This is a genomic window from Polyangium jinanense, from assembly GCF_028435265.1.
GTDB classification, from domain to species: domain Bacteria; phylum Myxococcota_A; class Polyangia; order Polyangiales; family Polyangiaceae; genus Polyangium; species Polyangium jinanense.
On the sequence record NZ_JAGTJK010000015.1, the window covers coordinates 182,473 to 204,840 of the forward strand.

15 protein-coding genes are annotated in these 22,368 nt (G+C 68.8%); 10 read left to right on the forward strand and 5 right to left on the reverse strand.

Features of this window, described 5'->3' with window-relative positions:
* The first annotated feature begins 12 nt into the window (after nt 1-12).
* From KEG38_RS26155 to KEG38_RS26195, 9 genes are all read left to right on the forward strand, one after another.
* Complete coding sequence (locus tag KEG38_RS26155; protein ID WP_272422629.1) at nt 13-2,205, forward strand: FHA domain-containing protein; 2,193 nt, start codon at nt 13-15, stop codon at nt 2,203-2,205.
* A 51-nt stretch (nt 2,206-2,256) separates the two neighbouring features.
* On the forward strand, nt 2,257-3,630 hold the full coding sequence (locus tag KEG38_RS26160) for a PP2C family protein-serine/threonine phosphatase (protein ID WP_272422631.1): 1,374 nt from the start codon (nt 2,257-2,259) through the stop codon (nt 3,628-3,630).
* A gap of 220 nt (nt 3,631-3,850) precedes the next feature.
* Nucleotides 3,851-6,916 carry an FHA domain-containing protein gene (locus KEG38_RS26165; RefSeq protein WP_272422632.1) on the forward strand — a complete coding sequence of 1,022 codons (3,066 nt, stop codon included), beginning with the start codon at nt 3,851-3,853 and terminating at the stop codon, nt 6,914-6,916.
* Nucleotides 6,917-6,920: 4 nt separating this feature from the next.
* Nucleotides 6,921-9,623 (forward strand): TonB-dependent receptor domain-containing protein, encoded by a 2,703-nt coding sequence (locus KEG38_RS26170; RefSeq protein ID WP_272422633.1) that lies wholly within the window; start codon nt 6,921-6,923, stop codon nt 9,621-9,623.
* A 25-nt stretch (nt 9,624-9,648) separates the two neighbouring features.
* The gene (locus KEG38_RS26175; RefSeq protein ID WP_272422634.1) at nt 9,649-10,722 is read left to right on the forward strand and encodes a hypothetical protein; all 1,074 of its coding nucleotides are present in this window, start codon (nt 9,649-9,651) and stop codon (nt 10,720-10,722) included.
* Nucleotides 10,723-10,724: 2 nt separating this feature from the next.
* The gene (locus tag KEG38_RS26180) at nt 10,725-10,955 is read left to right on the forward strand and encodes a hypothetical protein (protein WP_272422635.1); all 231 of its coding nucleotides are present in this window, start codon (nt 10,725-10,727) and stop codon (nt 10,953-10,955) included.
* 60 nt (nt 10,956-11,015) lie between these two features.
* Nucleotides 11,016-11,585, forward strand: coding sequence for a hypothetical protein (locus KEG38_RS26185; protein WP_272422636.1), 570 nt, complete (start codon nt 11,016-11,018; stop codon nt 11,583-11,585).
* Nucleotides 11,586-11,595: 10 nt separating this feature from the next.
* Nucleotides 11,596-12,303 carry an STAS domain-containing protein gene (locus tag KEG38_RS26190; protein WP_272422637.1) on the forward strand — a complete coding sequence of 236 codons (708 nt, stop codon included), beginning with the start codon at nt 11,596-11,598 and terminating at the stop codon, nt 12,301-12,303.
* A gap of 213 nt (nt 12,304-12,516) precedes the next feature.
* Nucleotides 12,517-12,732, forward strand: a complete 216-nt coding sequence (locus KEG38_RS26195; protein ID WP_272422638.1) for a KGG domain-containing protein — start codon at nt 12,517-12,519, stop codon at nt 12,730-12,732.
* Between the two features lie 82 nt (nt 12,733-12,814).
* On the opposite strand, the gene KEG38_RS26200 is transcribed toward KEG38_RS26195, so the two are convergent.
* From KEG38_RS26200 to KEG38_RS26220, 5 genes are all read right to left on the reverse strand, one after another.
* On the reverse strand, nt 12,815-15,064 hold the full coding sequence (locus tag KEG38_RS26200; protein WP_272422639.1) for a c-type cytochrome: 2,250 nt from the start codon (nt 15,062-15,064) through the stop codon (nt 12,815-12,817).
* Nucleotides 15,061-16,647, reverse strand: a complete 1,587-nt coding sequence (locus KEG38_RS26205; RefSeq protein WP_272422640.1) for an Ig-like domain-containing protein — start codon at nt 16,645-16,647, stop codon at nt 15,061-15,063. Before KEG38_RS26205 ends, KEG38_RS26200 begins: the two co-directional genes overlap by 4 nt.
* Nucleotides 16,648-16,710: 63 nt before the next feature.
* The gene (locus tag KEG38_RS26210) at nt 16,711-18,303 is read right to left on the reverse strand and encodes a PAS domain-containing protein (protein ID WP_272422641.1); all 1,593 of its coding nucleotides are present in this window, start codon (nt 18,301-18,303) and stop codon (nt 16,711-16,713) included.
* Between the two features lie 174 nt (nt 18,304-18,477).
* Complete coding sequence (locus tag KEG38_RS26215; RefSeq protein ID WP_272422642.1) at nt 18,478-19,152, reverse strand: YqiA/YcfP family alpha/beta fold hydrolase; 675 nt, start codon at nt 19,150-19,152, stop codon at nt 18,478-18,480.
* Nucleotides 19,149-20,615 (reverse strand): amidase, encoded by a 1,467-nt coding sequence (locus KEG38_RS26220; protein WP_272422643.1) that lies wholly within the window; start codon nt 20,613-20,615, stop codon nt 19,149-19,151. The genes KEG38_RS26215 and KEG38_RS26220 overlap by 4 nt, the downstream gene beginning before the upstream one ends.
* Before the next feature lie 21 nt (nt 20,616-20,636).
* On the opposite strand from KEG38_RS26220, the gene KEG38_RS26225 reads away from it, so the two are divergent.
* Nucleotides 20,637-22,361, forward strand: coding sequence for a RecQ family ATP-dependent DNA helicase (locus tag KEG38_RS26225; RefSeq protein ID WP_272422645.1), 1,725 nt, complete (start codon nt 20,637-20,639; stop codon nt 22,359-22,361).
* The last annotated feature ends 7 nt before the right edge of the window (nt 22,362-22,368 follow it).

The window sequence follows — 22,368 nt, forward strand, 5'->3', positions numbered from 1 at the left end:
GGAGGCTCAAGCATGAACCCGTTGCCCCACGGAGCCGCCCGCGCAGTCGCTCGATCTGCGCGAAACAAGGCTCCCCTGTTCGCGCTCCCCGCGCTCGCGGCGCTCGCAGCGATCCTCTTCGCCGCCGCGCCCTCCTACGCCGCTCCGGAGGCGAGGATCCTCCGCATCGATCCGCGCACGAGCACGGTCGACGGCTCGCCCGTGCTCACGACCGTGATCGACCTCGTCCAGAACAAGCGTTTGTCGGACGCGACGCGGCCCTGCGCGGCGCTGAACGGCGACGCGTTCAACGACTGCGTGTCGAACGCGATCGAGCAGCCGAACGCGCTCTACTCGTCGTTCGACTTCCCCGAGAAGAACGCAGTGCTCAGCGTCGTCGTCGACGGCTCCGACACCGCGGCGCGGTTCGAGTCGAAGGCGCGCTGGGGCGAGAGCACGAGCCAGCCCGGCGTGGGCACCGCGTGGCTCATCCTCATCGACGCCGCGTCCTCGATGGGCACGCGCTTCGACGAGGCGAAGTCCGTCGCGACCGCGTTCGTCAACGCGATGGGCCCGAACGACATCGTCGACGTGATGTTCTTCAACGACAAGAGCGTCGTCGAAGACTCGAAGTGGGTGAACAACAAGCAGACGGCGCTCCAGACGATCGCGAGCGTCAAGAACACGTTCCCCACGCAGGGCCGCACGCGCCCGCTCTTCAACATCATCAAGACCGCGGCCACCGACGGCTTCCGGGAGCTCGGCAACGTCGGCACGAACGTCGTCGTGCCCATGCACCAGGCGATGGTGGTGCTCTCGAACGGCGCGGCCGGCGCCGATCCGAGCTCGACGGCGGCGGCCTCGAACCTGCTCAAGGACTACCTCACGAAGGGCCGCTTCCCGGAGAACAACGAGGTCCTCCCGAAGACGCCCGTGCCGGTCATCTCGATCTGGTTCCCGAGCAAGCTCGTCGAGGAGTTCACCGCGAACTCGCGCGAGTTCATGGAAGGTCTCGCGAACACCGAGATCGGCGGCTTCTACAGCATCGTGCGCGACAAGCAGGAAGCGCGCGCGGTGAACATCGTCAACGCCGTCCGCTCGCGCTTCAACAAGATGCACATCGTCAAGTGGCGCGTCTCGTGTGTCGCGCTGAGCTTGACGCAGACCATCCGCCTCGCGTTCCTCAACACCGATCCGCTGATCGCCGGCGACGCGACGTTCCAGAACGTGCCCGTCGGCATCGATCCCTCGCAGTGGCCGCTCGACATCGATCGTGAGGCCACCGAGCGCGCCGCGGCGAAGGATCCCGTGTATCCGGGCGGGACCGTGAAGGTCTTCGGCAACTTCTGCTGGGGCGGCAACACGCAGCGGGCCGAGCTCTACATGGTTCCCAAGAACCAGCCCGCGCCCGCCTCGCTCCAGGGCGGCAGCATCGAGGACGCGAAGAAGGCTCAGCGCACGCTCATCGAGCAAGGCATGCGCGGCAAGGCCACGACGGCCGGCGAGAGCATGGTCGAGTTCGAACTGCCGAACACCGACAAGTTCCTCGCGGGCAAGGGCGAGCAGATGACCGCGCGCCTCATCGTCTACGACAACCAGGCCAAGCGCACGAGCGCCATCACCGCCGACAAGATCATCACGGTGAAGGCGAAAGAAGCGCCGCTGCCCTACCTGCTCATCGGCGGCATCACCTTCGGCGGCGTGGTCCTCGTCCTGCTCGTCGTCTCGATCTTCCGCAGCGGCGGCAACAAGCGACGCACCGGCGCCGCGCCCGCGACGGCCCCGCGCCCCGCGGGTGGCCCGCCCGGCCCGATGGGCGGCGGTTACGCGCCCGCTGTGCCCATGGGCGGCGGCGTGCCCGGCATGGGCGGCCCCGACTTCGGCGGCGGTTACGGTCCTCCTCCGATGGGCGGCAGCCCCGTCGGTGGATCCGCGAACCGCGCGGTGCTCTCCGGCTCGCTCGGCATCTTCACGTTCAACCAGGGCACGGAGATGCGCGTCGGCCGCGACGCCGCGACGTGTCAGATCGTGGTGAACGAGCCGCGCGTCTCCGGCAGCCACGCCGTCATCAAGTTCGAGAACGGCCAGCTCTTCGTGCGTGACGAGAACTCGAACAACGGCACGAGCATCAACGGCAACCGCATCCCGCCGCTCGTGTGGACGCCTGTCCCGCCCGGCTCGATGCTTCGCTTCGGCCCCATCGAGTTCAACGTCCGTTTCGAGTAGTCTACGCTCGAACGATCGTCATCCCGGCCCTCACCCCCCGGCCCTTCCGCGATGAGCCAACCTCAGGCCCTCGGCACCCGCGTCCGGATCGAGTTCGCCCAGGCCAGCGATCCTGGCCGCGATCCGAACAAGCAGGTCAACGAGGACTCGTGCGGATACGCCGAGACGCGCTTCGGCCATCTCGTCGTCCTCTGCGACGGCATGGGCGGGCACTACGGGGGCCGGGAGGCGAGCCGCACCGCGATCGCCACGATCTTCGAGGTCATCGACCAGGCCCCGGCCGGCGCAACCGCCGCGACGGCGCTCAAGGCCGCGATCGAGGAGGCCGGGCGTCGCGTCTACCAGCTCGGCGGGCCGCCCGAAAACCGCGGGCGGCCCGGCTCGACGGTCGTGGCCATGCTGATCGGTGATCGCGGGCTCGACGTCGCGCACGTCGGCGACAGCCGCGCCTACTGCATCCGCGCGGGCCAGATCTACCCGCTCACGCGCGACCACTCGATGGTGCAGGGCATGATCGACGCCGGCATGCTCACCGAGGCCGAGGCCATCGGGCATCCCGACGCGAACAAGATCACGCGCGCGCTCGGCATGCGCCCCGAGGTCGAGGTCGAGGTTCGGCCCGAGCCGATGGAGATGTTCCCGGGCGACATCTTCCTCCAGTCGAGTGATGGCCTCACCGACCTCGTGCTCGGCGTCGACATCCTCGGCTCCGTGCGCCAGGCCCTCGCATCGGGCGCGCTCCCGCACGCTTGCAACCAGCTCGTCAACCTCGCGAACGATCGCGGCGGCCACGACAACATCACCGTGCAGATGGTGCGCATCGTGGAGCTCGCGCCGCGCGCGTCGCACACGATCCCGCAAGCGCCCGCGCCCGCGATCGCGTCGGATCCCGCGGGCCCGCGGCCTGCGCCTCCACAGGAGACGCGACCGATGACGGCGGTCGACACGGCGGCCGCCGCCGCGGGGACGAAGCTCGCCCTGCCCCCGCCCGTGCCGGTCCCCACGTTGCTCTCGCCGAACACGTCCTCCGCGGCCCCGACGGCGCCCGAGCAGGGCGGCTTGCCCTTGCCGCCGCCTTCGCCTTCGTCGCCGGGCTTCGCGCCGGTGCAGCCGACGGCCATCGATCGCCCCGTTGCGCCCTCGCCCACGATGCCCGAGCAGCCGCGCCTCGCGCCGTATGCGGCCCAGCTCCCCTTGCCGCCGCCCTCGGCGCGTTATGCGCCTGCGCAGGCCACCCAGGTCACGGGCCAGGGTCCTTCTCCCACGCATCCTCCGGACGTCCCGAAAGCCGTCCCCTCCGCGCCCTTGTCCGCGCCGGCTGGGGCGCGTCCTTCCCAGGCGGGCATCGTGTACGTGATCATCGGCATGTCGGCCGTGATCGCCGTGCTCTTGCTCCTGCTCATCTGGGCTCTTTTCCTGCGCTAGAGCACCGACCTGTTCGGTGCTCTGGAGAGATCGCTTTGCGATCTCTCTCGGGGGGTGAATTGGCCGGGCTCTGCCTGGCCAAGAGGGGGACGCGAGGCGTCCCCCTCGGGACCAACTCCGCTGGCGAACGCCACCCCGGCGCGCCTATCCTGCTCGCGTCACGCGAGGCGCGGCCGTCCCCGTTGCTCTCCGCGGACGTTCGTGGTGAAAGGTAGCCCGCATGGTCCCCGGCTTCGGCAAGCAGACCCTCACGATCGGCAGCGCTCCCACGTGCGACGTCGTCATCGCGGATCCCAGCGTCGCGCCCGAACACGCGCGCCTCGTCCATCAGGGCGGCGGCAGGCTCGTGTTCATCGGCGGCGGCGCGGCGCCCTCGTTCGCGAACAACCGTCAGCTCGCCCCGGGTGAAGAAGTCCCCTTCGACTTCCGCACCCAGTTCGTCGTGGGCCGCGCGCCCGTCCCGCTCAGCCACCCCGCCATCATCCTCTCGATCATGGCCACGGGCAGCGCACCTGCGCCTGCGGGGCAGCTCGTGATCGGCCGCGATCCGGCGCGCGCATCGCTCGTCATTCAACACCCGAGCGTCTCGAGCCAGCACGCCACCGTGATGCTCGATCGCATGCTCGTCGTCGACAACGGCTCGACGAGCGGCACGTACGTCGGCACCACGAAGATCCAGGCTTCACAGCCCGCGCCGATCGATCCGAACGGCGTCGTCGCGTTTGGCCCTGTGCCCGTCCCGATCGAGCTCCTCGCGCGCCTCGCGCAAGCCGCGCGTGGCGGCGCGCCCGTCGTGAGCGGCGCGTATGCGCAGCAGCCCGCGGCGCCCATGCCGCAGACGAATGTCTCGATGCCGCAGCAGGGCTACCCGCCCGCGCAGCAGCAGGGGTATCCCTCCATGCAGCAGCAGCCGCAGGGGTATCCGCCCGTCTCGGGCGCGGCGCCGGCGGCGGGTGCGCCGGGCAAGAAGAACAAGACCGTCCTCGGCCAGCTCGACTTCGCGGGCCCGAGTGGCGGCGGACAGAAGAGCATCGGCCGCACGCCCGACAACGACATCGTCATTCAGCACCCGCAGGTCTCGAGCCGCCATGCGCTCGTGCACCAGATGAACGGGCAGCTCTTCGTCGAGGATCGCGGCAGCGCGAACGGCACCTACGTCCGCGGCCAGCGCATCCCGCCGGGCCAGAAGATCGGCATCCAGAGCGGCGAGAAGTTCTTCATCGGCCCGATGCCGCTCCAAATCGAGCTCGGCTCCTCGGGCGCGGTCCAGGTCGTCCAGGAGGAGTACTCGGCCGATCGCTGGGCGGGCAAACCGCTCTACGAGATCGAAGCGTGGAGCCTCGTCCTCGAGGTCCCCGATCGTGACAACCCGAGTGAGATGAAGCGCCTGCTCGACGACGTCTCGTTCAAGGCGCTGCCGGGCGACATGATCGCGCTCATGGGCCCTTCGGGCGCGGGCAAGACGACGCTCTTGCTCACGTTGAACGGCTACCTCCCGCCCACGAGCGGCGTCGTCCGCATCAACGGCGAGGACCTCTACAACATCTACGACAACCTTCGCGGCTCGATCGGCTACGTCCCGCAGGACGACCTCGTGCATCCCGAGCTCACGGTCTTCGAGGCCGTGAAGTACAGCGCGAAGTTCCGCCTCCCGCCCGACTACTCCGAGGAGGAGATCGACGCGCGTGTCGAGCAGACGATCAAGGACCTCGGCCTCGAGGGCGTGAAGAACCTCCAGATCGGCAAGCCCGAGAAGAAGATCCTCTCGGGTGGTCAGCGGAAGCGCGTCAACATCGCGCTCGAGCTCGTCACCGACCCCGTCATCCTCTTCCTCGACGAGCCCACCTCCGGCCTCGCCGCCGACGACACGACCGCGCTGATCACGCTCTTGCACGACCTCACGAAGGCCACGGGCAAGACGATCATCATGACGATCCATCAGCCGGCGAAGGACGAGTACGAGAAGTTCTCGCACGCGCTGATCATGGGCTACGGCGGCGTGCCGATGTTCTTCGGCTCGACGCAGGGCGAGTCGTACCGGTTCTTCGGCTCGTGGAAGGAGCGGCAGGGCCAGCGCAACGACATCGACAACCCCCGCGACATGTTCGAGATGATCGCCTCGCGCGAGAAGGCCATCTACGAACAGATGCGCGCGCGGGATCCGAACGTGCCGCGTGGTCATGCGCGCAAGACCGCCGCGCTCGAGTGGCGCCGCGAGTACTTCAGCGATCAGAACCCGACGTACCGCAAGATGTACACGGGCCGGCGCGAGATAGGCGCCGGCCAGGGACAGCGCGCGATCCCCGAACGACGCGCCACCACGAAGGGGCAGCTCGGTCTTTTGCTCTCGCGTTACTTCAAAACGAAGATGCGAGACACCGCCGGCACCGTCATCATGCTCGCGCAGGCGCCGATCATCGGCGTCTTGCTCGCGATCGTGTTCGGCTGGCAGGAGAAGGCCGTCCCGGCGTGGTGCCTCGGCGCGCTTCAGGAGCTCGGCAAGAAGTTCGGCGGCAACACGAACACCGGCGACGTCTTGAAGAGCATGACGGCCACCGCCGACAACACCGGCGCCATCTTCTTCCTCGTCGTCGCCTCCGTCTGGTTCGGCACCTCCAACGCGGCGCGCGAGATCGTCAGCGAGCGGGCCATCTACATGCGCGAGCGCATGGTCACGCTGGGCCTGCTCAACTACGTCCTCTCGAAGTACATCCTGCTCGCGTTCTTCTGCATCATCCAGTGCACGATCCTCCTCGCGATCGTGTTCTTCACGCTCGGCTTCCACGGCGGCCCCGCGGCGTTCTTGATGCAGCTCGCCTCGCTCACGGCCACCTCGCTCGCGGCCGTTGCGCTCGGGCTCCTCCTCTCGACCGTCGTCACCTCGTCCGAGGCGGCCATGGCCTTGACGCCCATCGCGCTCATCCCTCAGGTCGTCCTCGGAGGGCTCATGGTCCCCATGACGACGGTGCCGCACTTGAAGCCCCTCATGATGATCATGCCCGCCCGCTGGGGCTTCGAGGGCTCCATCGTCCACGAGCGCCTCTCGCTCAAGGAGGATCCCTCGTGGGTCATCGACCTCGGCCGCACCGAGAGCGCACCTGCCGACTTCATCGAGGCTGGCAAATTCAAGTGCTCGATCGCGCAGATGGCCTCGGACAACCTCGCGGGTGGCTGGGGCTTCACGAACTACGAGAGCACGTGGCTGCCGTTCGCGGTGCTCGGGGGCTTCACGATTTCCCTCGTCGTCGTCCTTTGCGTCATCTTGAAGCGCCGCGATCCGGTATGACCACGTGAACGTGCTTCCTCGCCAGAAGAGCGCCCTCGCCCTCGTCCTCGCGGGGCTCGTCGCCGGGACCTCCTCCACGCCTGCCCTCGCGCAGACCGCCCCGCCCGGCGACGCCCCCGCACCCAACGCAACCGCTGCTGCGCCCACCGGCACGATGCCCCGGCCGCTGAACTACCAGCCGCCGGTGTATCCTCCCGAGGCCGAGAAGGCCGGCCTCGAAGCCACCGTCACCCTCCAGCTCGACATCGACAGGACCGGCAAGGTCAAGAACGTCGCCGTCATCGAGCCGGCGGGACACGGCTTCGACGAGTCGGCCATCGAGGCGGCGAAGAAGCTCGAGTTCGACCCTGCGCGCAAGGCCGACGGCACCCCCGTCCCCGCGCGTATCCTCTACCGCTACTCGTTCGCGCTGAAGAAGGCCGAGCCTCCGCCCGACGCGACCTCCGGGGACAAACCGGGTGCCGCGCAGGCGAGCGAGTCGCTCCGCGGCGTCGTCCTCGCGAGCGGCGGCGACGTCCCGCTCGCCGGCGCCACCGTCCTCCTGAGCGGCCCTTCCGGCCAGAACGAGGCCACGGTCGACATCGACGGCAACTTCCGCTTCGACGCGCTCGGGCCGGGCAAGTACCGCGTCATCATCACGGCGCCCGGCTACGACACGCTCGACGTCACCGAGGAGATCGCCGCGGGCGAGGCCATCGAGGTCAAGTACCGCCTCGTCGCCGCGAGCGACGGCCTCGAGGTCGTCGTGCGTGGCGCGCGCTCGCCGCGCGAGGTCACGAAGCGGACGCTCGAACAACGCGAGATGCTCCGCATCCCTGGCACGAACGGCGACGCCCTCCGCGCGCTCCAGAACCTGCCCGGCGTTGCGCGACCGCCTGCCATCGCGGGCATCTTGCTCGTACGCGGCTCGGCCCCGGGGGACACGCAGACGTTCCTCGACGGCACGCAGATCCCGCTCATCTACCACTTCGGTGGTTTGTCCTCGGTCGTCCCGACCGAGATGATCGAGCGCATCGACTTCTTCCCGGGCAACTTCAGCGCGCAGTATGGCCGCGTCATGGGCGGCATCGTCGACGTCGCGGTCCGCGCGCCCAAGAACGACGGCAAGTACCACGGCATGGCGCAGGCCGACCTCGTCGACGCGCGCTTCATCGCCGAGGGCCCCGTGCCTGGCACGAAGAACAAGGTCCGCTTCATCGCGGGCGCGCGACGCAGCTACCTCGACGCCACGCTTGGCCTCGCCCTCGACGCCGCGGGCGCGGGCATCACGCAGCTCCCCGTCTACTGGGATTATCAGCTCGGCCTCGAGGCGAACCCCACGCCGAGCTCGAGCGTGCGCCTCACCTTCTTCGGCGCGGACGACTCGATCGCGCTCGTCGCGGATCAGCCCCCGCCCGGCGAGCCCGCGATCAGCGGCAACGCCGGGTTTCACACGGGCTTTCACCGCATCCAGCTCCGCTACGACAACGACATCGACGACAAGAACCGCTTCTCTGCGGTCGCGGCGGTCGGCATCGACAAGCTCGATTTCGGCGTCGGCCCCTTCTTCTTCAACCTCACGAACTACAGCATCAGCGGGCGCGCCGAGTACACGCGCCGCATCAGCAAGGGCATCACGCTGAACAGCGGCCTCGACGTGTTCACGAACTACGCCGATGCGAAGTACCGCGGCCCTGCGCCGCCGCGCGCGGGCGAGCCCTCGGGCGGCCCCTTCTCCACGCGCCCGCTCATCGAGTCCGAGTTCAGCGGCTGGATCGTCAGCCCGGCCGGCTACGTCGAGCTCGAGATCGCGCCGACGGGCCGGGCCAAGCTCGTCCCGGGCGTTCGCGTCGACGGCTACAACCGCGTGGACGGCATCGACATTTCTCCACGCGTCAATGGGCGCATCGACCTCACCTCCAAGTTCCCGCGCTCGACGCTCAAGGGCGGCGTGGGCGCGTACACCCAACCGCCGCAGCCGCAGGAGACGATCCCTCCGTTCGGCTCGTCCGGGCTCCGCTCGAACCGCGCCATTCATTATGCGATCGGCGCCGAGCAGGAGTTCACGCGCAACATCGAGCTCAGCGTCGAGGGTTTTTACAAGCAGCTCGATCGCCTCGTCTCGCAGCAGGCCTCGGCCGTTGGCGGCGGCACCGACCGCGCGAACCTCGGCAAGGGGCGCATTTTCGGCGCAGAGTTCCTGCTCAAATACAAGGCCGACGCGAACTTCTTCGGCTGGGTCGCCTACACCCTCTCGCGCAGCCTCCGCACGCCGCTCCCCGGCGCCGAGGAGCAACCCGTCTCGTTCGACCAGACGCACATCCTCACCGCCCTCGGCAGCTACCGCCTCGGCGGCGGCTGGGAGATCGGCGCGCGCTTCCGCCTCGTCTCGGGCAACCTCACGACGCCGAACGTCTGCAACTTCGAGGAAGAGGGCTGCATCCCAAATCGCGCGAATGCCATTTACAACGCGTCCGTCGGCACCTACGTGCCGATCCCGTACAGCGGCCCCTTCAGCGAGCGATTCCCCATGTTCCACCAGCTCGACATCCGCGTCGATCGGCGGTTCCGCTTCAAGAGCTGGCAGCTCTCGATCTACCTCGACGTACAGAACGTCTACAACAGCCAGAACGTCGAGGGCATCGATTACAACTTCAACTACACCGCGCGGCAATACGTGACGGGCGTGCCGATCCTGCCGAGCTTCGGCCTTCGTGGTGACTTCTAGGCCAGCCTCACGAGGAGGGAATGGGATGAAGCAGACACGCGGTTTCCGACGTCACGTGCTCGGGGCGCTCGCCGCCGCGACGCTCGCCGCTCCGATCGTATCCGCGGGCTGCTCGCCTGGCTGGGTGTCGTCGAACCTCGTCAATGGCCTGCGCATCTTTGCCGTCACTGCGGACAAACCCTACGCGCAGCCGGGCGAGGAAGTCCGCTTCGACATGAGCTTCTACGACGGCTACCCCGACCCCGAGGGCGACGGCCCGCGCCCCGTCCAGATCCTCTGGATCGGCGGCTGTTACAACCCGCCGGGCGACCTCTATTACGGCTGCTTCCCGCAGCTCTTGCAGACGTTCCAGAGCCTCGGCCAGAGCGGCGGCATGCCCCCGCCCGGACTCATCGGCTTCGGCCCGACGTTCACGACCACGATTCCCGAGGACATCCTCTCCCAGCGCCCGGCGCCGGACGGCGGCTCGAAATACGGCCTGCAATTCGTGTTTTTCTTCGCGTGCGCTGGCGAAATCAAGCCGATCGAGCTCGACCCCTCGGGCAAAGCGGGCTTCTTCCCGTTCGGCTGCTTCGATCCCGAGGGCAATCGCCTCGCCGCCGACAGCTTCGTCCCCGGGTTTGCTCAGATCTACACGTTCGAGGACGGCCGCACGAACCAGAACCCGCCCGTCAGCGGAATGACGCTCAACGGCGAGCCCATTCCCGAGGATCTCAGCCAGGCCCCGACGGTCAAGGCGTGCCCCTCCACGGTCGACGAGCGCCGGGACGTCGGCTGCTTCGCGGGCGACCCTTACGAAAATTGCACCGAATACGAGATCGACCTCATCGTCGAGCCCAGCATCGCCGAGATCGATCCGGGCGAAATGGTCGACGGCAAGCAGATTTACGAGGCGGTCTGGGTCGACTGGCTGGTCGAAGCGGGCGACCTCACGGGTGGCGGGATCTCGCTCATCAGCGGCGTCACCGAGGGTTACAAAGACGAGCACAGCACGAAATGGATGCCGCCTGCCGAGCCCGGCCTTTACCAGATCTGGGGCGTCGTGCGTGATACGCGCGGTGGCTCGACCTTCGTGCAGCGCTATATCCGAGTGGAGTGACCATGACCCAGGAACCCACGATCGACACCACGTCGAAGGCCCGGACCTGCTCGTGCGGCCACGGCCGCGAGCACCATCTCGTAAGCCCCGAGGGCGTCTACACGATGTCCGGGTATCTCCGCCTCTTCTTTGGCATCTCGGCGCGGCCTACCAAGGTGAAATACCGCTGCCGTCGCTGCAATGAAGTATTCTCCGTGACGACGGATCCTGCCATCCTCGACCAACATTACTGATTCCCGGTCGATCGCGCATTTTCCTTGACGCCCGATCCCACGCGTCAAAGGATTGCACGCATGGATCGCTTTTCGCGTTATGCGCCCCTGGAGCTACGCCCCCACGCCGATCCCGGAATGGACGATCGCTCTGGGCCGACGCTGACGCTGGGAAGCCTCTTTACCATGCTCGTGACCGTCGGCGGGGACGACGTCCCGCCGGAATATGTCGCGGCGTGTCGAAACATCGATCCGGAGGCCTGGTATCTCGGCCAGGACCTCGAAACGATTCTCAACAAGCTCGAAGACCGGGATCCCGCGCTCCCCGAGCTCATCGGCCGGAACATCTATTTCATGTTCCGCACCCAGCTCCACGGCCTCGGGATCAAGACGCCGGCCGATTTCATGGTCCAGCTCCCGACCATGTGGAAATTCGCGACGCGGGGCGACAGCGGCACGTGGCGCGCCGCCATGAAGGGCGAGCGGCATGCGATCGTCGAGTCGCATCAACCCTTCAATTGCCATTTCGAGATCGGCGGGCTGCGCGGGTTCATCGAGGCGCTCGACGCGTACGACGTGGAGATCGCGCATTCGACGTGCGTGAGGCGAGGGGATCCTTTCTGCACGTTCGACACGCGCTGGCAGGAATGAGCGCCGTCCGATGAGCCACGAGGCAGGGGACGTACACCAGAAGCCGCCGCTCGCCGCGCGGCTCGTCGACGAGGAGATGGACCTCCTCCGCTGGATCGGCTCGCGGATGAGCCGCGTTCTGCGCGGTCAGTACGACGAGCTGCCTTTCATCGATCGCACGGACGAGCTCGGCATCGTGGCGAACATGGTGGCGCGCGTGGCGCGGGAGCTGCGCCGGAGCCGCGAGCGGGACGAGGCGCGGCGAGAGGAGCTCGTGCTGCGCGGGCGCGAGCTCGAGGCGCGCGTGAAGGAGCTGGAGGAGGCGCGCGCGGAGCAGGAGCGGCTGCTCGCGGCGGTGCAGGAGCTCTCCGCGCCCGTCCTCGAGGTGTATCGTGGCGTCCTGCTCGTCCCGATTGCGGGCGCGCTCGACGCCACGATGCTCGCGCAGGCCGAGGAGCGCGTGCTCGCGCGGGTGGCCGCGGCGGGCGCGCGCACGGTGATCCTCGACATCACGGGGGCCTTGGCGATCGATCCCGTCGTGGCGGAGGGCCTCGTTCGCATTGCGAGGGCCCTGTCGCTCCTCGGGGCACGGGTCGTGCTATGCGGCGTGTCGGCGGCTGCGGCACGTACGGCTGTGCAGCAGGGCCTCGATTTTGCGCCGGCGATCGTGCGCGCCGATCTCGGCAGCGCGCTCGAAGCGGCGATTGGCGCCGAGCTCCGTCGGACGCGCAGAACCTAGGGCAAGCGGGCCCGGGTGTCCGCGGACAAACCGACCGGACCGGGACGACCCTTCGAGGGCCTTACGAATTGGTAAGGCGACCGCTCGACGTTCGAGGGACCGCACCCCAGAGAACCGCGTGTGGAAGGTGACGCGGGGGACGCGACGGTGCGGATGGGCCGCCCGTCGTGGATCACCGTGACAAACGACCTTCGACTCGAAAGGGAGTGCGTCATGGCACAGGAGCAGAAGAAGGGCCAAATGACGGTCGAGGAGGCGGGACGCAAGGGCGGCGAGACTGTCCGTGACGAGCGTGGCTCCGAGTTCTACTCCGAGATCGGTCACAAGGGTGGCCAGCGCGTGCGCGAGCTCATCGAGGAAGGCAAGCAGGCCGAGGAGTCGGGCGGCGGCGGCAGCAGCGGCAGCAGCGGCAGCTCGAACAAAAGCTGAGTTCGGCCGAGCTGACACGGGCCGTTGAAGCAGGGCCGCGGCGAGGACATGAAACCGTGTCCGGCCGCGGCCTTTTTCGTGTTCAGGGTTCGTCGTCGTCGATGGTGAGCAAATATCGCTCGAGGTCGTCGAGACCCGCGTCGTCGAGGTGGCTCGTTTTGCCGTGCTGATCCGTGGCATTGCGATCCCGGAGCACGGCGCGGAGCGTGGGGGCAGAGCCGTCGTGCAGATAAGGCGCGCTCTTCCAGAGCCCGCGCAGCGTCGGTGTATCGAGCCCGGGGAGCGGGCTCCCGAGCCTCGATCCGGAGCCTGGCCCGAGCGTCCCGACGTCGTGGAGCACGTAGTTCTTGTCGGCCTTGAGCGCGCTGTCCGTGAAATGGGGCGGCGCGTGGCACGTCGAGCAGCCTGCCTCGGCCGAGAAGAAGATGTCCTTGCCCTTCTGGCGCGAGGCCAGAGCGGCGGGATCGTTCGAGCGGTACGGGCTCTTGCCGAACGAGCCAAGTGAGGCGACGTAGGTGGCGAGCGCGTCGAGCTCCGAGGACAAACCTTCTTTCGGTGCGCCGAGCGTCTGATCGATCATCCCCGAATGGAAGACGTCGTCCGGCAAGAATCCCGCTCCGCCCATGGGGCCGCGGATGTCGTGCTCGAAGTCCTGCACCTCGTCGAAATTGGCGCTCCAGTGCAGCGGCCCGTGCGCCGTGCCCGCCCGCCCTGCGAGCGGAATCGTATTGCGCAGGCCCTCGCCTCGCTGCGTGAAATCCCAGACGAGATGGTCCCCTTCCCCGTCGAGGTGGCACGAGGCGCAGGACATGTAGCTCGTGCGGCTCATGCGGGGATCGCGACTGCTGTAGAAAATACGTTTGCCCCGTAAAACCTCGTCGGACAGCGGCTCGACGGTCGCGGTGGCGACCTGGCCGAGCGGAACGGGCGGGCTCGACAGATCGCTGACGTCGTAGACGCGCACCTCGCGCGAGAGTGACGCGTGCACCCAGAGCGTCTTTCCGTCTTCGCTCAGGGCGAGACCGTCGGGCGCGTGGCCCACGTCGTCGATCGAGCCGGCGACGTCGAAGCTCACGGCGTCGCGCACCTCGACGCGCTCGGCGCCCTGGATCGCCACGTAGATCACGTCGCCCTCGGGGGAAAAGACGGCCGCCGAGGCGAAATCGAGATCGTCGAACGCATACCGCCCGGCTTTGCGCTCGAACGGTTTTTCCGTGGGCCCGCCGAGCTCGATCTCGGTGAGGATCGCGCGCGCGGTCGTCTCGAAGCTCAGCGGTTTGCCCGTCCGGTACAATCCCGTCACGGTGTTCGCGCGGAGCGAGGGGACGATGGCGCGGCCACCGTCGGGCGAGGGGACGACCTGGTTCAAGAAGCTCGGTACGCCGCTGTTGTTCGTGTCGCTGTCGAGCCCGACGTCGGGCGGGAGAAGGAGCGGCTCGCCCACCGCGAGCGCCGCCGGGTTCGTCGCGTCGATCACGGCCACGTTCGCGCCGTCGGCTGTCGCGCGCCAGCGCGTGACGAGCACCGTCCCGTCCGCGATGGCCGCGACGCCGCGTACGTCCGGAAAAACGGAAACCCTCGACAGGATCTGGTTCCCCTCGGCGCGGACGGCGGCGAGCTCGCCCGTGCCCGAGAGCGTCACGAAAAACGTGCCCTCGCTGCGCGGATCGGCGACGACGCCGAACGGCGCGCTGCCCGGACCGAATTCGACCTTTCCGCTCGTTTCTTGCTTGTCGAGGTCGAAAAACACGACCGTGCCGTCGCCCTGGCAAGCCGCCGCGAGGGTCGCGCCCGAGATCGCGAGCGTGCGTGGCGCGTCGCAATGCACGAGCGGCTGAGGGGCGGAGGCCGGCAGCTCCTTGTCGAGCCGCGCCACGTGATCGTGATCTGTATTCGCGACCCAGAGGTGGCTGTGCTTGGTGTCGTGGACGATCGTGCTCGACGTGTTCGGCCGGATCGCCATGGGCTTCGGCACCACGGCCACGCCACGGGTGACGACGAGCTTCTGCCCCGCGTAGATCGCGGTCGCGCCGAGGAGGCGACGGCCGGGCTGCGTATAGACGTGACAAACCTTGGTAAACAGGGTGGCCGGGGGAATGGCCGTCCCGTCGCCGAGGTTCCAAGCGACCTCGGCCGTCGGGCCGCCCGTGACCGTGAGCGAAAAACAGGTGTTGTCGCCGACGTAGGCGACCGCAGGACCCTCGATCGGGCTCAGCGCGAACGGCTCGGGCGACGGCGGTTTTTGCGAGCCCTCGTCACCGCAGGACGCGAGGGCGGCCCCGACGAGCGCGATCCCGAGGGGAACGGCGGCGCGCGCGCGTGTCGTTCTCATTCTTCCTCCTCCTCCGAGTAGGGCGGGGGCGGCGGCGGGAGGAAGCAGGGGCCGGTCTTGAACGTCGAGCGGAACTCGGTCGCCGTGGGATTGCCGTTGAAATCGACGACGCCGCCGGCGGGCACGACGACCTCGTATTCGGTGTCGGGTTCGAGCGGCGAGGCGGGCCAGAAATTCACGATGCCCTCCTGCCCCGAATACTGGCCCTTGATGGGCTCGTTCGTGCCGACCTTGCGGACGATGAACGAGCCCTCCCAGAGCGAGCCGAGATCGACGAACTCACCAAACGTGAGGCCGATGCGCGTCGTGAGCGGCTGCGCCGTGGCGCCGTCGCGCGGGTTCACCATGGTCACCTCGGGCCCGCGCGAATCGGGGGTTTCGAGGAACGGCGCGACGGCGCTGCCGTGGTCCTCCTCGGCCTTGTCGTCGACGCTCAAGACGACGACGTTGCCGATGGGGATGATCGTGTCGAGGTCACCCGTGAGGTTGAAGCGGCGGAGCAGCGTGGGCTTCGTCGGATCGGAGACGTCGACCGCCTCGGCGAAATGGCTCTCGCCGACGAACGCCACGTTTTCCTTGAGGAAGACGTACCCGCCGTTTCCGTCGGGCGCGTGGTAATCGCCGAGGTATTTCGGCGCCTCGGGGTTTCCGATGTCGTAGATGATGACGCCGCCGCCGCCGGATTTGCGGGCGTACCAGGTCTTGTCGCCGTTCAAATGGGCGTGATAGGCCTCCTGCCGGATGCCCGCGCCGTCCTCTATCTCGAACGTGCCGCCGGGGATGGGCGTGGGCCGCGCGGGATCGCCGATGTCGAGCAGCGCGGTGCGTGATCCTTCGGCAGCCATGACCGCGAGCAGGTTGCCCACGGCGAAGATGGCGCCGGCACGCAGCGGCGGGTCGAACTTCAATTTTGTAATGGGAATCGGTTTGGCCGGGTCGGTCGCGTCGACGACGAAGATGCCATTGTCGGCCGCGGCGACGTAGACGTATGGGGCTTGCCAGAAGACCGAGAGGACGACGCGCGCGTACGCGTCGGGCCAGAAGACGCCGCGGAACGTGAGATCACTCGTGACCGTGGGCGCCTCGGGATTCGCGAGATCCCAGAATTGAATGCCGTTCACGCCATTGACGACGGCCTTCCAGCCGTTCATCCGGGCAAACCCGGCCGCGTGGGTTTCGCGCATGAGCGGCGAGAAACTCGTGCCGACTTGCGTGGGCGTGCAGGGGTCGTCGAAGCGATACGTGGACAGGCCGCCGCCGCCCCACTCGGGCGCCCACGGCATGACGAGGTGACCGTCGAGCATGGTGACGGTGTTGTGGTGATCCGTATCGTCCTCGGGGCCGCCGTCGAGGAATGCGCAATTCACCCCGAGGACGTCCGTCGAATACGTCTGCGCCGGGCCGCCCGGCCCTTTCCAGGAAAGCGGGCTCGCCGGGCTCGCGGGGAGCGGGGTCGTGGCAGGCGCCGCGCAGACGAGCCCGTCGGGCTCGACCGGCTCGGACCCGCCACATCCGGCGAGCGCGATCACGCCGAGCACGGGCAGGACGCGGCGGGACCATTCGATGACATCGTATTTTTGCATGCCTCTGCCTCCGAAGCTCCCCCGCGGAGAACATCGGAATGGGCAGGAGGCGTCAATGAGGGATCAGCGCCTACGTGGCGGGGCCGCACTCCGCGCCACTTCGCGCGAGAAGATCGCCGCGCGCAGGGTGCGTTTCGTGACGAAGCCGGAGAGGTCGATGCCGAGCTCGACGATGGTCTGGGCGACGGCGGGCCGGATGCCGCTGATGACCGCGTCGGCGCCGAGCAACCGAATGGCGCGCACGATGCTCATCAGGTGATCGGCGGTGTGGGTCTCGATCGTCTCGAGGCCCGTGAGGTCGAGAACGACGCTCGCGACCTGCCGCTCGACGATGGCCGCGAGCAGGCGGTGCATGATCTCCTCGGCGCGGGTCTGCGTCATCCCGCCGACGATGGGGACGGCGAGCACGCCCGCGGCCACCTCAAGCAGCGGCGCGGAGAGCGTGAGGATCTCCTGGTGCTGGGCCTCGATGATGGCGAGCTTCTGGTCGAGCTCGTCGACGAGCGCGGCCTTGGCCTCGGCCTGGCGGAAGGCCTCGACGGCGCGCCGCTCGACCTCCGTCGCGGCCTCTTCGAGCTTGCGCTGGGTCTCGAGGCGCGTGGTGATGTCGACGCTGCAGCCGAGCACGTTCACCTCGCCGTTCGGCCGGACGAGCGGGCGCCTCGTCGTCTGGTACCAGCGCTCTTCGCCCGTGTGCCAGTGTACGAGCTCCTCGACCATGCGCTCTTCGAGCGTGCCGAGGACCTGATGGTCGATGCCCAGGAAGGTATCCGCCCGCCTGCGCTCGTTGAGGTCGCGCTCGTGCTGGCCGACGACCTCGTCGACCGTCTTGCCGAAGATGTCGGCGAAGGCCTTGTTCGCGAGCAGGAAGGTGCCGCAGTCGTCCTTCACGAAGATCAGGTTCGGATCGCTGTCGATGACCTGACGGATGAAGTCCTGCTGCTCGCGCAGATCCCGCTCGGCGCGGAGCTGCTCGGTGACGTCCTGGCCCACGCAGAGGACCAGGCGCTCCTCGGGCCCCTCGCCCTCGACGGGGATGAGGTGGAAGAACATCGAGCGCGTGCCGAGCGCGGTGGGCACGTCGCTCGTGATGATCTCCTCGGTGCCGGTGGCGAGGACCCGCGCTTCGACCTCGCGCACGAAGTCAGCGTCGGCCGGGTCGATCAAAAGCGCGCGCGTGCCGCTCTCGCGTTCCTCCTTGGCGGCGGCGCCGAGCAAGCGAGCGCGTGTCTCGTTGGAGAAGATGCTCCGGCCCTCGGCGTCGACGAGCGAGACCGTCACGGGCAGGCGATCGAGGATGCGGCGCAGGAGCGTCGCGGGGATCCGGTCGTCGCGCGAACGCGGCGCGGATTCGCGTGCGGGTAGGACGACGGCGCGCGCGTGCACGAGCGCGGCGCGGGAATCGCCGTCGGGCACGGGCACGATCGTCACGACGTGCGGCGTGGGGCGAGTTTCGAGCGTGACCTCGGCGCGCGGGGTTTCACCCGAGAGAACCTTCGCGAGGGCGGCGGCGAGGGAGGGCTCGGTGAGCGGGGAATCGGGGAACGTCGTGGTCCAGGCCGCGTTGGCCTTCTGGACCAAGAGGGCTCGGTCGACGATGGCGATCGGCTCGGGGAAGACGCCGAGCGCGGCATCGGAGAGGCGACCGTCGTTCATGGCTCCATGGCGCGAACGTGCATGACGTCGACGAGCTCGCTGCGTGTCCCCCGCTGGCCGCACGCGATGGTTGGAGGAAGGGGTCCCCGCGACACAGCGTGCGCCGCGCGCGTTGATGATCGCCCTCGCGGGCAAGGAAGGTCAAGCATGATGGAGGATTGAAGACGCGGCAACTCAGGAGCGAGCAACCGAGCCCAAGAACGGCGCGAGGAAGGATTCCGACGCGGAGAGGATGTGAGGGAGCGATGCAATGAGCTCGTGCCCATCGTCGAGCTCGTGCAGCGTGACGTGACGGCGTCCTTCAGCGAAATCGCGCGAGCGATCGATCGAGACGACGTCGTCGCGTGTGCCGTGAAGAACCAGCGTCGGGACGCGCACGTCGGGGAGCACGCCGTCGTTGCCGTCCACCGCTTCGAGGTCCTGGAAAAACCCGTAGTCGACGCGGGCTTTGCCGCCCGTCGTGAGATCGTCGACCGAAAGGAATCCCGTCTCGGCCCAGCGCGCCATGCCCTCTTCGCCGAGGCGCGCACGCCAGCGTCGCGAGAGGTCGAAGGCGGGCGCGAGGAGCACGAGGGCCGCGACACGCGCGTCCATCTCGGCCACGCGACTCGCGACGAGGCCGCCGAGGCTCGAACCGAAGAGGACGGCGCGATCCCGTTCGCCGCCGATGCGGCGACGAACCTCGGCGACCATCGCGGAGACGCGCAAGTGCTCGAACGAGGGCAAACGCAGATCGAGGCAGTCGATCTCGACGCCGCGGCGGCCGTAGTGTTCGGCGACGGCGACGCCCTTCTTGGAGCGGGGACCGGAGGCGAAGCCGTGGAGATAGAGAAAACGTGGACTCGTCACGGTGCGATCGTAGCGCGGCTCTGGCCTCGCGTCTTTCGACGCGCCTTCGTCCAGCCGCCGAGGTCTTCTTCGAGCGCACGCGCGACGGCGATGGTGAGCGCATCCGCATTGCGCCTCCCTGCGACCTGCACGCCGAGGGGCAAGCCGATCTCGTCGAAGCCCGCGGGCACCTGCGTGACCGGGAACGCGAGCACGTTGAAGACGGCCGTGCAGACGAAGTCGAGCGGCGTGAGCAACGGCTCCCAGTGGCGCGGTGCCGAGCGTGTGTACGTCGGGTGCAGGATCACGCCGCGCGGGCCGAGCTCGGCTTCGAGCTCCTCGCGCAGGCGTTTGCCCGCGGTGGACCACGTCGCGATCGGCGCGGGCACGCTTTTCAGGAGCGCCTCGATGCCCGCGACGAGGAGGGCCTGCACCGTGTGCGGCGCGGAGGGGAACGGCGCGCGGAGGAGCTCGCGCGCGATGCGGATCGGACGACCGTTGCCGAGGACCTCGCCGTACGTCAGCGCGCCGGCCTCTTCCTCCATCATCGCGGTCCAGATGAAGAGCGCTTTTTCGAGCCCGCGCGTGCGGAGCTCTGCGATACGCGCGCCGCGGGCTTCGAGCGCCGCGGCCGCGCGCCGCACGGCCTGCCGCTTGCTCGGGCGGATGCGCGCCGCGCCCGTCGTTTCGAGCGGGTACACGGTGACGTCGCGGAGATCGATCGTGTCGGGTTGCTCTTCGAGGGTTCGCTCGGCCATGAGCCCGAGCAGCGGCCAGAGGTCCTCGGCACGGCGGGTCATGGGGCCCGTGCAGAGGAACGTGTCGAGCGCGCCGGGCACGTCAGGCCAGTAGCCCTGGTTCGAGACGAGGCCACCCGTGGGCTTGTGGCCGAACACGCCGCACATCGCGGCGGGGATGCGGATCGAGCCGGCGATGTCGGAGCCGATGCCGAACGGAGACGCGCCGGCCGCGAGGATCGCGGCCTCGCCGCCGCTCGATCCGCCGGGGATGCGCGCGAGATCCCAGGGGTTGTTCGTGCGGCCGTAGACGCGGTTGTCGGTCTCGAGCCAGAGTCCGCCTTCGGGCATGTTCGTCACGCCGAGGACGACGGCGCCGGCCTCGCGCACGCGGCGCACGACGCGCGCATCCTGCTCGGCGCGCAGGTGCTTGCGGGCGAAAACGCCTGCGGTGTGCGGCATGCCAAGGACGGCGATGCCTTCCTTCACGGTGCAAGGCACGCCGAAGAGCGGCGGCAATGGCTCGCCCGCGCGGTTTCGCGCGAGTTTGTCCGCGGCTCCCCTCGCCTCCCGCCGCGCGTGCTCGAACCGATCGGCGACGACGGCGTTGAGGGCGGGATTCTCCGCTTCGATGCGCGTGATGTAGAGGTCGACGAGATCGACCGGTGAAAGCTTCCCTTCGCGAATGAGGGACGCGAGCTTCTGGGCGGAGGCGGAGAGCAGCTCGTCGGAACCGGCGAACGACATGGAGGCGAGATTCTAGAGCACATGGTGGCCGCCAGGGTCCGCCATGGCGGCGTCGCCTCTTCGGCGCGCGATCTTCGGGACGAACCCCGACGGATCCAGGGTGATTTCGCGCGGCACGGCGCTCGCTTCGGGACGGCGCTCGTGAACGCCAAAGCACCCCTGCCCGATCTCGATGCCCTGCTCGCGGCCCACTTCGGCTTCGCGGAGCTCCGGCCCTTCCAGCGCGAGGCGATCGACGCGCTCCTCGCCGAAAACGCGGGCGGCCGCGTGCTGCTCGTCGCGCCGACCGGAGGCGGCAAATCGCTCTGTTATCAGCTCCCCGCGCTCGCGCTCCGCGGCACCGCGCTCGTGGTCTCGCCGCTCGTAGCGCTCATGGAGGATCAGGTCCGCGGCCTCGAAGCGCGCGGGATCCCAGCGACGTTTTTCGCGTCGACCCTCGCGGCCGAGGAGAACGGTCGTCGCCTCGCCGCGCTCCGCAGAGGGGCCTTCAAGCTCGTGTACGCCGCGCCTGAGCGGCTCGGGCACGCGGGGCTCGCGGCGGCGCTCGCCGCAGCGGGGACGTCGCTCGTGGCCATCGACGAGGCGCATTGCATCGTGCAGTGGGGCCACGACTTCCGGCCCGATTACCTGCGCATCGGCGAGGCGCTCGCCCAGCGCGGGAAGGCCCGCATGATCGCGTGCACGGCGACGGCGACGCGGGCCGCGCGCGGGGAGATCATGCGGCGGCTCGGCTGGGATCCGCGCAAGGTCGTCACCGTGCTGCGGGGGTTTTTCCGACCGAACCTCGCGCTCCGCGTGGTGCGGGTGCGGACGCCGCGCGAGGTCCTCGCGGAGGTGCGGCGCGCGCTCGCCGAGGCGCTCTCCGGGCCGGGCGCGGGCATCGTGTACACGGCGACGCGCAAGTCGGCCGAGGCGCTCGCGGCGGCGCTGCGCGCGGATGGATGGGACGCACCCGTCTACCATGGAGGGACGGCCGCGCCGGAGCGTGCACGGATTTCCGCGGCGTTCGCGGCCCACGAGACACGCGTGCTCGTCGCGACGAACGCGTTTGGCATGGGTGTGGATCGTCCCGACGTACGGATCGTCGTGCACGCGGAGACGCCTGGATCGCTGGAGGCGTATTACCAGGAAGTCGGGCGCGCGGGGCGCGACGGGCACGATGCGCGCGGGGTGCTGATCGTCACGCCGAAAGATCTCGCGCTCCGGCGAAGACTCTGCCGCCTCGGCCCCGACGGCGCGCCCGCGCCGCGCGCGGAAGCATCTCGCGCGCTCGGGCGCCTCGCGGAGCTCGTGCGGTACATCGACGGCAAGAGTTGTCGCCACCGGATCCTGCTCCGGCATTTCGGCGACGATCCACGCGTGATCGACGGTGGTTGCGGGCGCTGCGACGTCTGCGTCGAGGCCGAGCCTCCCGACACGGTGCGGGATCCGCCGCGCTTCGAGGACGAACCCGAGCCTCCGCCGACAAACCCCGACACGCCCACGAAGCCGCCGCCCCCCGCGGCGCCCACGGGCGTGCCTCCGGAGCTCTTCGAGGCCCTGCGCCGCTACCGGCGGGCACGCGCGCTCGCGCTCGGCGTCCCCGCGTACGTGGTCGCGCCGAACCGCGCCCTCGTGGAGATGGCGATGCTGCGGCCGGCCTCGGCCGACGAGCTGCTCGGCATCCGGGGCATGGGAAAGGGCCGGGTCGCGGCGCATGGACAGGGGTTTTTGCGGGTGATCGGCGGGGAGGCCGTCGAGGCGTGAGCTCGCG